The sequence below is a fragment of the Arthrobacter sp. 147(2020) genome, from assembly GCF_013116715.1.
Taxonomy (GTDB): Bacteria; Actinomycetota; Actinomycetes; order Actinomycetales; family Micrococcaceae; genus Arthrobacter_D.
Genome location: NZ_JABFOM010000012.1, coordinates 20,400 through 32,990, shown reverse-complemented (window position 1 = coordinate 32,990; position 12,591 = coordinate 20,400). Strand labels below are relative to the sequence as shown.

The window sequence follows — 12,591 nt, the reverse complement described above, 5'->3', positions numbered from 1 at the left end:
CGGACTGACTGAGCTACATTGACTGACATGGACTGGTTGGAAGCGCTGCAGCGTCTGCGCTCGACGGATCAGCCCGGGGTGCTCGCCACGGTCACCGGGGTGCGCGGTCATGCACCACGGGAGGCGGGGGCGAAGATGCTGATCGCGGCGAGTGAGTCGTGGGACAGCATCGGCGGCGGCAACCTGGAGGCCACAGTGATCGACCGTGCCCGCGTCATGCTCGACGGCGGCAGCACAGTCCCCGAGAGCCTCACCTTCACGCTCAACGAGCGCGCTCCCACCCAGCATGGGAAACAGTGTTGCGGCGGCGTCGTCGAGGTCCTCCTCGAACCGTTCCTGCCCCGACCCACCGTGGCGGTGTTCGGTGTGGGCCATGTGGGCCATGAACTGGCGCGGATCCTGTCCCGTCTCCCCGTCCACCTGCATCTGGTGGACAGCAGGGCGGACCAGGTGGACCCCAGCCGGCTCGCCGGCGTACTGGGCGGGGTGGCCGACGTCCACCCCGTGCACACCCCCGTCCCGGATTCGGTGCTGGGCACTTTGCCCGCCGGGGCGCACGTGCTCATCATGACCCACGACCACGCCGAAGACTTCCTGCTGTGCGACGCCGCGCTGCGACGCGGCGACCTGGGCTCGGTCGGTCTGATCGGGTCCAGCGCCAAATGGTCGCGTTTCCGATCCCGGTTGCAGGCGGAGGGTCATACGGGGACGGTGATCGAACGGATCAGCTGCCCCATCGGGCTCCCTGACATCTCCGGCAAGGCGCCCGCCGTAATTGCGGTCAGCGTCGCGGCACGGCTGGTGCAGCTCCTCCCGGACACGGTCCCCAGCGTCGAGAAGGGTGGAAGGAGCTAGCGGCCCCAGCTGTGCGGCGCGGGACGGCGGGTACTGGGGAGCGAGTTGTTGAGCCGCCACTCGTGAATCCACTCGGGGAGCACCAGATCCGCTGGCGGCTCGCCGAGGGCGGCGAAGATGTCCTCGTTGCTGACAGGACCGCTCCTGGAGACCAGCCGGGTGGCGATGATCGCCTTCGCATAGATCTCGCCAGCGCTGACCATGCGCTGCTCGAAGTAGATGGCCCGCTCATCGAAGCCAATGATCCGGGTCTCGATCGAGTAGCGCTGTCCCAGCGTCAGGGACTTGCGGAAGCTGATGGTCTCGCCGTTGGCTACCGGGCTCCATCCCCGTCGGCGCATCTGGGACCAGGTGCCACTGCGGATCATCAGGTCAAACCGCCCGAGGTCCATCAGTGAGAAATACATGCCGTTGTTGACATGCATCGCAATGTCAATGTCGGTGGGCAGCACCCGCAGGGGCAGTGACGACTCCCCCCAGATGCTGAGGCGTGGGCGTCGTCGGGAAATGAACAGGGTCAGCAGGGTCCGAAACAGAAGATGCATACCCCTACATTACCGGCCAGTAACATGCAGGAAGGTAGCCCGGGGTGAACGGCGGGGCGCCGCCTGAAGGGCACACCGCGGCTATGTGCCTAGACTCGGGTAATGACCGCACAGTACCCGTACGCCCTGTCCTTCGACCTGTACCGCGCGCTGCTGGACCGTGATCACTCCCGGATGGTCGAGTTGGCGCCCTCCGCGCTCACCGCGCAGATCCCGGCCTGCCCGGGCTGGACCGGCGAGGATCTCATCCGGCACACCGCGATGGTTTACCTGCACAAGGCCGAGTCCATCAGGACCGCCGCCAAGCCAGCCGGCACCTGGCCGCCCGCCGAGCTGGCCCAGCTGGAGCCGGTTCACGCGCTGCAGCAGTGCTACGCCCGGCTGATGGACCAGTTCGACACCCACGCACCGGAGGACCCGGCGTTCACCTGGATGAAGGACGACCAGAGTGTTGGTTTCTGGATCCGCCGGCTCGCCCACGAAACTTCCATCCACCGTTACGACCTCGAATCGGCACTGGGCATCGCGGAGCCGATCGACCCGGACCTCGCCGTTGACGGGATCGATGAGGTACTCACTGTCATGCTGGTCCGCAGCAAGCCCGACGACGCCGCCACCGGGTCCACAGTCACGCTGCGGAGCGCCGGGCTCGCCTGGACGGTGACAATCAATTCAGCCGTGGTGACACTGGAGCGGCAGGTCAGTGATCGGGCGGACGCCCAGGTCAGTGGAAAACCAACTGAAATGCTGCTCTGGCTCTGGGGACGTGGGCCGTTTCCCGAGGGCGCCCACCCCAGCGACGCTGCAAACGAGCTGCGCCACCGGCTGGCAACAGCCACCTAGACCGCAACTGTTAGAGGCATCGGTTCTCTGAAGCTTCAGTTGTCAGAGGCGTCAGCCCTAAACGTTGATGCCCTCCGCCTGGAAGAGCGCGCTCACCGACTCGCCGGTGTGGATCCGACGGATCGCCTCGGCGAAGGCGTTGGCCACCGAGATCACCTTCAGCTTCGGGTGGGTCTTATCCGCACCGATCGGGACCGTGTTGGTACAGAGCACCTCGATGACGTCGTCGCGCTCGGCGATGCGTTCCACCGCCCCGTTGGAAAAGATCCCGTGGGTGCACACCACCCGCGCCTTCCGTGCACCCATTTTGGCCAGGTGGTCCAGGAGCTCCAGGACGGTGCTCCCATTAGCGATCTCGTCGTCGAGCACCACAATGTCCTTGTCCCGGACATCGCCGATGATCGAGGTGATCTGCACGCGATCGTTCTCGAACCGTTCCTTCGCGCCGGCCGCCACGGGGGTGCCCAGGAGACGCGAGAACGCCGTCGCGGCCTTCGCGTTACCCAGATCCGGGGAGACCACGATGGTGTTGCTCAGATCCAGGTCCTGGAAGTGCGCCGCGAGTTCCCGGAGGGCGTGCAGCTGATCGACGGGCACCCCGAAGAAGGCCTGCACCTGCGGGGAGTGCAGGGTCATGGTGAGCACCCGTGAGGCACCCGCCGTGGTCAACAGGTCGGCCACCAGCTTGCCGCCGATCGAGATCCGCGGGGCGTCCTTCTTGTCGGACCGGGCGTAGGAATAGTGGGGCATCACCGCGGTAATCCGACCGGCGGAGGCACCGCGGGCCGCATCGATCATCATCAGCAGCTCCATCAGGTTCTCCTGGACCGGCTTGACCAGAGGCTGGATGATGAACACGTCCCGTTCCCGGCAGTTCTCCAACAGCTGCACCTCCAGGCAGTCGTTGGCGAAACGCTGCAACCGGGAGGGAAGGAGCGGCACGCCCAGGTGCCCGCAGATCTCCGCCGCGAATCCCCCGCTTGCTTGTCCACTGAAAACGGCGATCTCTTTGATCAACGACTTACCTTTCACGGCAGTTGGTGGGGATCATGCTGTGGACACCATTGTCGTACAGATTGGCCCGCGGTGGTTCCCGGTGAAGTAACGTTGATGCCGGATCGGCGCCCCCACCGAACCGACAATGACGTCACCTCACAGGAGAACACACCCATGGCACCCTCTGGTCCCCCACCCAAACAGCAGACCTCAGTGGTGTCGGCGGCCATGCGGCCGATCAACTCGGTGGTTGAACGCTTCCTGCCGAGCGCCCTGGTGTTCGCAGTGGTCCTCAGCCTGGTGGTTGCTGTCGCCGCACTGGTCTTCACCGATGCTGGCCCCGTGGACGTACTCAACGGGTGGGGTGACGGGTTGGCCGGGTTGCTCGCGTTCATGACCCAGATGGCGCTGATCCTGCTGCTGGGGCATGCGCTGGCCCACACCGGCCCCGTCCGGAAACTCCTGGCCCGCCTCGGCGGGATCCCCCGGAGCCCCATGCAGGCGTACGTCTTCGTGTTCGTGGTCGCCGCCACGGCGTCCCTGATCACGTGGGGACTCGGCCTCGTCGTCGGCGGTCTGCTGGCCAAGGAGGTCGCTGCCCAGGCCCGCGAGCGCGGCATGGCGCTGCACTTCCCGATGCTCGTCGCCGCCGGGTTCTCCGGCTTCGTGGTGTGGCACATGGGGTACTCGGGGTCAGGACCGCTGACCGCCGCCACCGAGGGCTCCTTCATCGCCGAGCAGCTGGGCCGCACCATTCCCATTACGGAGACCACCTTCTCCTGGTGGAACATCACCGCCGCTGTGGCCACGATCGTCCTGGTCGCGGCCGCGCTGGCCCTGGTTTCGCCGCGTGCCGGTGACAGGATCACCGAGCTGGAGGTGGATGCCCGCCGCTCCGACGATGTGGCAATCGACGACGACGTCGTCACCCCCGCCGACCGGATCGACGCCAGCCGAATCCTCACCACAGTGGTGGGCCTGGCCCTCGTTGCCTACCTGGTGGTCCACTACGTGCAGGGCGGCACCGCCACCCTGGACATCGTGAACTGGACCTTCCTGGCCCTGCTGTTCCTGCTGGTCCGTAGCCCGTTCGAACTGATCGCGCTGACCAAGAACGCAGCGTCGAATGTCGGCGAGATCCTCCTCCAGTTCCCCCTGTACGCGGGGATCATGGGGATGATGACGACGACGGGCCTCATCAACGTGGTCTCCGACGCGTTCGTGAACATTGCGAACCCAACGACGTTCGGCCTGTTCGCGCTGCTGTCCGCCGGTCTGGTGAACTTCTTCGTGCCCTCCGGTGGTGGCCAGTTCGCGGTCCAGGCGCCGATCATGCTCGACGCCGCCGAACGCCTGGGCGTGGACCCCGCGATCGCGATCATGGCAGTGTCCTACGGTGACCAGTGGACCAACATGATCCAGCCGTTCTGGGCGCTGCCGCTGCTGGCTATCGCCGGGCTGAAAATGCGGGACATTCTGGGGTACACGATGGTGACCCTGGTCGTCTCGGGTGTGGTGTTCGCGGCGATCCTGCTGATCGTCGGAGCAGGGCTCGCAGGATAGCGCGGATACCCGGGACGGGAAAGGGACGCTACGGTCCCGGCGTCGCCGTCGGGAGTCCCTCGTCCCTGACCAGCCGGCGGAGGCCGCCCTTCGGCGGCACCACCACAGGGATCGGCCACCGCGGGGGAAGGTTGTCGCCCAGGGTGACCCTCCGGATCTTGCGGCCAGCCAGCGGGAGCACCCAGTCGTGGATCCAGCGGCGCTGCTCGCGCTCCCACTCCCTGAAGGTCTTCGGGACCGGCGGATCCCAGTCCGTCAGCTTCACGGAATGCGGCACCCCCAGCAGGTCCAGCACCTGGGAGGCCATGTATTTGTGGCCGGCCTTGGACATGTGGAGCCGGTCGGGTCCCCACATCCGCCGGTCCTGGTAAGCGCTGAAGGCCCAGTAGTCCACCAGAACCGCGCCGTAGGCGTCGGCGATCCGCCGGACGCCGTCGTTGTAGAGCTGGTGCCTCTTGCGGAGCAGCCGGAGGGCGGGTGTCACGTTGACGTCGTACCCGGTGAAGAGCAGCACCCGGGCGCCGGTGGCGGCCAGAGGCGCCACCAGTTCCTCGTAGTCGGCCAGCAACTGTGGGACTGACGTGCCGGCGTCGAGAATGTCGTTGCCCCCGGCGTACAGGGTGATCAGGGTGGGGCGCAGGTCGACGGCCCGCTCCAGCTGTTCGGCGGCGATGTGGCGCAGGCGTTTGCTGCGCACAGCAAGGTTCGCGTACTCCCAGCCCGGCTGGTCCTTGGCCAGCTTCTCGGCCACCCGGTCTGCCCAGCCGCGGACCCCGTTGGGCAGGTGCTTGTTGGGATCCCCCACTCCCTCGGTGAAGGAGTCGCCCAGAGCGACGTACCGCAGCCTATGCTCGCTCATGACAGGTGGGCGGCCCGGCGGTGAGGGCAACGGCGAGAGTTCCGGGGTCAGAGACGCAGCAGGGCGTGTTCAACCAGAACCTCCTCGTAGTGCTGGACGAGCAGTTCGCACAGCACCGGCCAGGTGCGGCCCTGCACGCTCGCGAACGCGGCTTCGGCGAAGGCTAGACGTTTGGCGTCGTCGCCGATCAGGTCCACCACCTGGCGGCGCATCTGGTCCAGGTCGCCCGGCCGGTAGAGCCACCCGGTGCGGGAGGCATCCACCAGATCCACTGGTCCGCCTTTACCGGTGGCCACCACCGGTACACCCGAGGCCATTGCCTCCTGGATGGTCTGACAGAACGTCTCCAGCTCACCAGGGTGGACGAACAGGTCAAGGCTGGCCACCGCCGTCGCCAGTTCCCCGCCGCCCAGGAACCCAGTGAAGATGGCATTCGGGAGGGCGTGTTCGAGGGTGCCGCGCAGCGGGCCGTCGCCGATGATCACCAGCCGGGTGTTCTCGATGTCCGCGAGGACCCTCAGGTCCTCGACCTGTTTCTCGGCCGCGAGCCGTCCCACGTAGCCGATCAGCCGTTCTCCACCCGGGGCGAGCCGGGTCCGGAGTTTCTCATCGCGCCGGTCCGGGTGGAACCGTCCCGTGTCGACGCCCCGACGCCACAGCTGAACCCGGGGGATGCCGTGTCCCCGCAGCTGGTTCACGGCCGCGGTGGAAGGTGCAAGGGTGCGGGACGCACCCTCGTGGATGTTTTCCACCCGCTGCCACGCCCAGTTGGTCAGGAACGGCACGCCGTATCGCGCAGCGTACCCGGGCACATCGGTCTGGTAGACCGCGACCACCGGAATGCCGAGCTGTTCGGCTGCCCGGATGGCACGCCACCCCAGTTCGAACGGCGACGCCAGGTGAACGATGTCGGGTTGAAAATCGGCGAGGATGCTCCTCACCCTGGCGACTCCGCCCAGGGCAACCCGGACACTGTTGTACCCCGCCAGTGGAACTGCTGGAAGGCGGTGGACGCGCACCGTTCGGCCACCCACCTTCTCGTCGGTGGCACCCGCACCGGAGGGGGCGATCACCAGCACCTCGTCACCGCGTGCCGCGAAGTGCTCGAGCATCTTCTGGACAGAATGGGTGACCCCGTTGACGGCGGGCAGGAATGTTTCGGCAACAATCACGATCCTCACACCACGACGGTGACAGCCCCGAGTGGGGAGCCGGTGACGATCAGGTGGCTGGCGGTGGAAGCGTCAGTGAACAGCAGGAGACCGGGTCTCCGCCAGCCCGTCGCTGGCGCCCAGTCCGTGCCCGGCCCGGTCCGTGTCGGGTTCAGACGGCCTAGGGCCAGAGCAGCGTGCGGGACCAGCCAGCACCGTCCCGGGCATACCGGAGCCTCAGGTGGCGGCGTTCCGGGTCGGCCTGCCAGAACTCGACACTGTCCGGGGACAGTGTGTACACGGTCCAGGTGACCGATCCGGGTGTCGGACCATCCCCTTCCAGGCGCTGTACCTGGGTGGCGACGGCGTCGTCCAGTTCTTCCCGGGAGCGCAGGACGCTGCTTTGCTCGCCGGCAAGCACCAGGGCGCGGGCGACAGGATGGCGACGGCGGAAGTCGGCGTCGTTCTCCCCAGTACCCGCCGGGCGAACGGCACCGCGGATTCGGATCTGCCTGCCCACCGTCGGCCAGAACAGGTTCAACGCCGCGGCCGGAGCGTTTTCCAGCTGGCGGCCCTTGGGACTGTCACTGCTGGAAGCAAAGGAAAAGCCGAAATTGTCGACGTCTTTCAGGATCACCACCCGGGCATCCGGCATACCATCCCGGTCCACCGTCGCGAGGGTAAGGGCGTGCGGCGCCGCCACGCCGTCCTCGACCGCTGCCGCCAGCCACTCAAGGAACAGGTCGGTCGGTGACTCAGGTGCAGCGGCAGGGTCGAAAGCTGGAAGGGTGTCGGGGAACGCGGGGACCCCGCGGAGGAGGTCACGCATCGATTGGTGTTCACTCATGGCACCAGCCTAGGCCCCGACGTCGCGCTAAAGTCGAGAAATGACACCCGAGAAGGACAGTTTCACCGGCGGTAAGGATTACACCCGCTGGACCACCCCCGTGGGGCGTTTCCTGGTCCGGTGGGTCCGAGTCCTGGCGGGTTGGATCGGGCCGCACTGGGCGATGCTGCTGATCCTGGTCATCGGTGGCGGGCTCGCGGTGTCGCTCGCCGTCGCGTCCGCCGAGGTGTATGAGGCGGTCGCCGAGACGGACGGCGTTGCCATCCTGGACCAGCCCGCCCTGGACGCGTCGGTGGAGCTGCGCAATCCGGTGGTGGTGGCACTGGCCAACGGGTTCACTTTCCTGGGCGGTCCCATCGCGATGCCGGTCCTTGCCGCCGCAGCAATTGCCGCGCTCTGCTTCCGGCGACGGTCGGTCACCCCGCTCATCCTCGTGGCTGTCGCCGCCGCCGGATCCCTGCTGATGACAGTCCTGGGGAAGAACGCGATTGGTCGGTTGCGGCCACCCCTGGAATTCGCTGTTCCCCCGTACGAATCGTCGCCGTCGTTTCCCAGCGGTCACACGCTGAATGCAATGGTGATCACCGGGATCATCGCCTACCTGCTGGTCCTGAGTGAACACCGCAAGCGGACCCGGGTCCTCATTGTTGCTGGCGCGCTGCTGTTCACCTTTTTGATGGCCGCCACCCGTGTCTATCTAGGTCATCACTGGGTGACCGATGTGTTGGTCGCCGCGACGCTGGGGCTCGGTTGGCTGGCGGTGGTGATCACCACGCACCGGTTGTGGCTCACCCTCGCCGACCGGCGGAGGGACAGATAGGTCGTTGCCGGGGAGCACACCTCGTCAGAAGATTCCTCAGCGAGAGGGTCCCCCTGAGCAGCAGTGGCAGTTATGCTCGTCCGATGGGGACATCCAAGGTACAGACGCGCAACCGAGCAACGATAGTTGGGGCGCTGAGCGCTTTGTCTCTCCTTATGATGAGCGGCTGCGGGGTAAGCGAGCAAGCTCCGGAGGCGGCAAGTGAGACGGTGACTGCCACAGAGACAGCGACGGCCGACCCTGAGGTGGTTGGTGATCCCACCGAACCCAAGGCACAGCCCCTCGATCTGCAGCTGGACTCAGCGAGCATCATTCAGGCGGGCGACGGCGACTTTAGTACCCTGAACACAATCGGCTGGCCGGACACCGCCCTCCAGCCCGGCGACTACACAGTTCATGTTCGATGCGTTGGAGCCGACGGACTGACTTTCGCCTATACATCCGAAGCCCGTCAGGAGGGAATGTCACATTTGGCGTGCGGCGAGCCGGGGTCATTCGACATCTCAGTCCCAGAAAGTGGCTACTACGTGACGCTCAGCGGGGACCCCTCCGCTACCGGCGACGTTGAGTACGTCTTCGCGGTGACTCACCAAAGTTCTGACCCTTAACTTAAGGATGCCGGTGCCCTAGAGAGAACTTAAGGGTGCCGGTGCCCTAGAGAGCTGGGGGAAATCTCTAAAGCACCGGCACAGCGAGCCGAGGACTCTCGTTCGGCTTCCGAAAGACTACATGTTCTGAGCCTCAGCCAGGCCCAAAATGGCCCACCCCTTCGGCGGTAGGGTCAGCCAACCGCCAGGGACGTCCAGTCCGCCCGCACCGGCCAGAACTTCGCACGCCGACGCGGGAATCTCCAGCGTCACCGAGTTTTCCTCAAGATTCATTGCCACGAACAGGGCATGACGGGCGTCGTACACCTCGTAGACCAGGTGTTCGTTGCTGAGCGTATGTACCCGGGTACGGGATGCGTGCACCCAGTGGTTCCGGCGCCGCAGCCCGATCAGTTCCTGGTGCAGCGTGTACAGCGATTGCCCGACGTCCGAGAGGTCGGCGGGGGAAGCGGGGAAGGAGGGTCGGACGTCGTCGTCGCCCCCGGCCCTTTCCTCCTTGATGCCCCGATAGCCCTGCTCATCCCCGTAGTAGATCACAGGCGTACCCGGCAGAGTGAAGAGCAGCACCAGTGCATGAGCCAGCCGGCCCGACGGCGCGAGCCTGCTCGCTATGCGTGTGACGTCATGGTTGCCGATAAACGTCAGCGGTACAAAGGTGTCCAGGAAGCTGTTGTGGCGCTCCAACGCTGCGGTCAGCTCGTAGAAGTTCGCTTCCGCCAGCGCACTCCAGATCGCCTTCCACAACTCATACTGGGTGACCGAATCCAGGTGCCCGGCGCGGACATCCGCGGGATAATCGCCGTGGATATACTCCCCCACGAAATACGCCTCCGGGAACTCCGAGCGGACCTCGTCAAGGACGCCAGCCCAGAACGACGTCGGCACCGCGTAGGCGGCGTCGAGGCGCCACCCGTCGGCACCGCGGCGCAGCCAGTGCTTCATCACATCGGCCACGAAATCCGCCACGGCCGGCTCCGCATGGTTCAGAGCCGCAAGGTGGTGATGGCCCTCAAAGTCTTCATAACCGGGTTCGGTGCCCGGCACCCAGGTGTCCGGCCAGGAGAAGCTGAACCAGGCCGCCGTCGTCGCGCCCGGTCCTTGTTCGAGCGCCTTCTGGAAGGGAGCGAAGGAGCGGCCGGTATGGTTGAACACGCCATCCAGGAGGACCCGGATTCCGCGTGCGTGGGCCTGCGCTACCAGTTCGTCGAAGTCGGCATCGCTGCCAAGCCGGGGATCGATGCGGTAGTAGTCAGTGGTGTCGTAGCCGTGGGTTTCCGAAGCGAACACCGGCCCCAGGGCTAGGCCGGAAGCGCCCATTTCGACGATGTAATCGAGCCAGGCCACCAGGTGCGTCAGGCCGCGTCGCGCGGGAGCCGAGTCCCCGTCTTCATGACGATCATTGGCATTGTCCGGTGTCTGCTGGGCCGATTTTTCGGCTCCGGTAAAGCCCAGCGGATAGACCTGCCACCACACCACGTGCTCCACCCAGTTCGGTGTCCTCATGTGTCTTGGTCCCTTCGCGTGGTGGAGTAAAGCAACCTACAGTCTTCCACCAGCACCCTTGACATCGGGAAATCCGGGATCGCCGCCGTCCAGCTGGCACGGGACATAGCCACAGAGCCCCCCTCACCGCAGATGGGGATCCTCCGCCTGCCAGCGATGCTTTTACATCAACCCGCCACCACCCCGGCCACGATGATGACGCTGCCCCTCATCGTCCGAAGGTACTTTGACCGCGCTCTCCCGGAGGCGTGCCGTCACCAGGACGACTAGCAGTCCTACTGCTACCGCGCCAGCGGCTTCTACGAGAGTTATCCAGGTCATAGTCCACGCGATAGTGGCTAAGGCTGTAACCGCAACCATTGATGCAATAACAAAAGTCTTCATGTTTTCCCCCTGGAAGCATCCTGTCATAACCCGAAAACGTAGGGACCTTCTGGTCAAACTCGACGACTTTTCGGAGCTCATGTTCCGATGTGCTGGGCGATCGTGGGAATGAGGATCGGCAAGTTGATGCAGAGGTGCAGGAGCATGCAAACAAGTAGATTTCGAGTCTTTGCATAAAGGACAAAGAGCGCGATCGCTCCGATGCCTTGGGTCCATAGCCACTGCGGGCCGAAGAAGGCGACGTGGGGTGCCATGAACAGTGGGACGGTGATGAGGAGTGCGATCCATCGGTGCCCAGTCAGCTCAGTCAGCCGCTCGATCGGGTAGCCCCGGTAGAGGACTTCCTCGAATACCGCTGCTGAGACGATGAGCGCGAGGACAGCTGCGATGGACATGGAAGTGATGGCCGCGGTCCCCGAGTCTGCCGGCGGCGGGAAGAAGGTGAGGACGATCCACTGCCATCCCATATAAATCCCAAACAGGTACAACGCCCACTCGACATGCTTCTGCGAAGGCTTAAGCAGACCAACTGAGGCCAATGGGCGGCGGCGTTCGATGAAGACCATGTAGGCGACGAGCACGAGAACAGCGAGGGCGTTCCAGAGGATTGATGCCATAGGACCTGTCAGCCCGATGTCGACCCCGATAGGTTCGCGCACCCTCGGTAACCACATCGGCGAGTACGAGATTGCCAGGCCCCCCGGGACGATCACCCACAGCAACGAGGATCGCCGTTTACCGGCATCCAGAGATTGGGGGACAGGGCCAGCGGATTCCATGTTCACATTCCTAGAGTATTCACTCTAGAGCAACTGATCTAGAGTATCTGCTCTACTGAGGCGGTAATCTTGATGGCATGTCTCGTCCCGTCGATCGTGAGAAGTACGAAGCGAAACGCTCAGCGATCGTCCGTGCAGCCTCGAAGCAGTTCGCAACGCTTGGGTATCAGCGCTCGACCACTGCTGGGATCTGTCGTGCGGCCGGTGTCTCCTCGGGAACGTTCTTCCATTACTTCCCGAGCAAGCTCGATGCACTCGTCGCGGTCCTCAATTCAGGTTTCAAGGATCTTCAAGACCGCCTAGCCCAGCTCGAGCATGATTCAGGAGGACTGGAGGCGGTGATGAGCTACACAAGCATGCTTGAAACGGAAATCGGCGAGACGTCCTACCCGGTCTTCGTCGCCGGACTCGCTGGTGTCGAGTCAGAGGCGTCGGTTGCGACGGCCCTGAGCGCGGAAACCGACCTCGTCAGCCATTTCCTCATCAGGAACATCGAAGAGGGCCAACACTGCGGACACATCCGCGAAGATTTTCAAGCACACGAGCTCGCCACATGGGTGTCCTGGCTCCTCGATGGTGCAGCTCAAACAGCCGCAACCGGACCCTCACCACCAGGGTTACAAATTCACCGCGGCGTCCGCGTCATCCTCGAATTACCTCGGTAAGCGGCCGCCCCATGAATGACGCGACGGTAGTTCGAGCCGTCGGCGTCGATATGCTCATCGCGCCCTGCCCCCGACGAGCCGCCCCGCAGCTTTAACGCGGCGGTGCCCTGGACAGCCGGAGGAGGCAGGACCAGGGCACCAACGCAGGGAGCACTCGCAAACTCCCGTATCAC

At 64.9% G+C, this 12,591-nt stretch carries 13 protein-coding genes; 6 read left to right on the top strand and 7 right to left on the bottom strand.

From position 1 onward, the window contains the following. Nucleotides 1-27: 27 nt before the first annotated feature. Nucleotides 28-855, top strand: coding sequence for a xanthine dehydrogenase accessory protein XdhC (xdhC, locus tag HMI58_RS09890; RefSeq protein ID WP_171619418.1), 828 nt, complete (start codon nt 28-30; stop codon nt 853-855). Here xdhC and HMI58_RS09885 read toward each other — a convergent pair. After that, a complete protein-coding gene (locus HMI58_RS09885; RefSeq protein ID WP_171619416.1) occupies nt 852-1,400 on the bottom strand; it encodes an acyl-CoA thioesterase in 549 nt (182 codons plus the stop codon). The two genes, xdhC and HMI58_RS09885, sit on opposite strands and share 4 nt — an antisense overlap. 102 nt (nt 1,401-1,502) lie before the next feature. Here HMI58_RS09885 and HMI58_RS09880 point away from each other — a divergent pair, with 102 nt between their 5' ends. Continuing rightward, entirely contained in the window at nt 1,503-2,243 is a 741-nt protein-coding gene (locus HMI58_RS09880) for a maleylpyruvate isomerase family mycothiol-dependent enzyme (RefSeq protein WP_171584402.1), read from the top strand. A 57-nt stretch (nt 2,244-2,300) separates the two neighbouring features. Here HMI58_RS09880 and HMI58_RS09875 read toward each other — a convergent pair whose 3' ends face one another. Then, nucleotides 2,301-3,257, bottom strand: a complete 957-nt coding sequence (locus HMI58_RS09875; protein WP_171584674.1) for a ribose-phosphate pyrophosphokinase — start codon at nt 3,255-3,257, stop codon at nt 2,301-2,303. Between the two features lie 156 nt (nt 3,258-3,413). On the opposite strand from HMI58_RS09875, the gene HMI58_RS09870 reads away from it, so the two are divergent. Continuing rightward, nucleotides 3,414-4,802 carry a TIGR00366 family protein gene (locus HMI58_RS09870; RefSeq protein WP_171619414.1) on the top strand — a complete coding sequence of 463 codons (1,389 nt, stop codon included), beginning with the start codon at nt 3,414-3,416 and terminating at the stop codon, nt 4,800-4,802. A 28-nt stretch (nt 4,803-4,830) separates the two neighbouring features. Here HMI58_RS09870 and HMI58_RS09865 read toward each other — a convergent pair whose 3' ends face one another. The 3 genes from HMI58_RS09865 to HMI58_RS09855 form a co-directional block, all read right to left on the bottom strand. Further along, on the bottom strand, nt 4,831-5,661 hold the full coding sequence (locus HMI58_RS09865; protein ID WP_171619412.1) for an SGNH/GDSL hydrolase family protein: 831 nt from the start codon (nt 5,659-5,661) through the stop codon (nt 4,831-4,833). Nucleotides 5,662-5,708: 47 nt separating this feature from the next. Next, nucleotides 5,709-6,842: a glycosyltransferase family 1 protein gene (locus HMI58_RS09860; RefSeq protein ID WP_171619410.1), complete on the bottom strand. Its 1,134-nt coding sequence runs from the start codon at nt 6,840-6,842 to the stop codon at nt 5,709-5,711. Between the two features lie 151 nt (nt 6,843-6,993). Next, complete coding sequence (locus tag HMI58_RS09855) at nt 6,994-7,659, bottom strand: pyridoxal 5'-phosphate synthase (protein ID WP_171619408.1); 666 nt, start codon at nt 7,657-7,659, stop codon at nt 6,994-6,996. A 40-nt stretch (nt 7,660-7,699) separates the two neighbouring features. Between HMI58_RS09855 and HMI58_RS09850 the strand changes: the two genes are divergently transcribed. Continuing rightward, nucleotides 7,700-8,479 carry a phosphatase PAP2 family protein gene (locus tag HMI58_RS09850; protein WP_171619406.1) on the top strand — a complete coding sequence of 260 codons (780 nt, stop codon included), beginning with the start codon at nt 7,700-7,702 and terminating at the stop codon, nt 8,477-8,479. Nucleotides 8,480-8,688: 209 nt separating this feature from the next. Continuing rightward, entirely contained in the window at nt 8,689-9,087 is a 399-nt protein-coding gene (locus tag HMI58_RS09845) for a hypothetical protein (protein ID WP_171619404.1), read from the top strand. 117 nt (nt 9,088-9,204) lie between these two features. Here HMI58_RS09845 and HMI58_RS09840 read toward each other — a convergent pair whose 3' ends face one another. Together HMI58_RS09840 and HMI58_RS09835 are read right to left on the bottom strand one after the other, a co-directional pair. Further along, the gene (locus HMI58_RS09840; RefSeq protein WP_171619402.1) at nt 9,205-10,590 is read right to left on the bottom strand and encodes an alpha-amylase family protein; all 1,386 of its coding nucleotides are present in this window, start codon (nt 10,588-10,590) and stop codon (nt 9,205-9,207) included. Nucleotides 10,591-11,051: 461 nt separating this feature from the next. Beyond that, nucleotides 11,052-11,591 (bottom strand): CPBP family intramembrane glutamic endopeptidase, encoded by a 540-nt coding sequence (locus HMI58_RS09835; RefSeq protein WP_171619400.1) that lies wholly within the window; start codon nt 11,589-11,591, stop codon nt 11,052-11,054. A 239-nt stretch (nt 11,592-11,830) separates the two neighbouring features. On the opposite strand from HMI58_RS09835, the gene HMI58_RS09830 reads away from it, so the two are divergent. Further along, nucleotides 11,831-12,418 (top strand): TetR/AcrR family transcriptional regulator, encoded by a 588-nt coding sequence (locus HMI58_RS09830; protein WP_171619398.1) that lies wholly within the window; start codon nt 11,831-11,833, stop codon nt 12,416-12,418. Nucleotides 12,419-12,591: the final 173 nt, after the last annotated feature.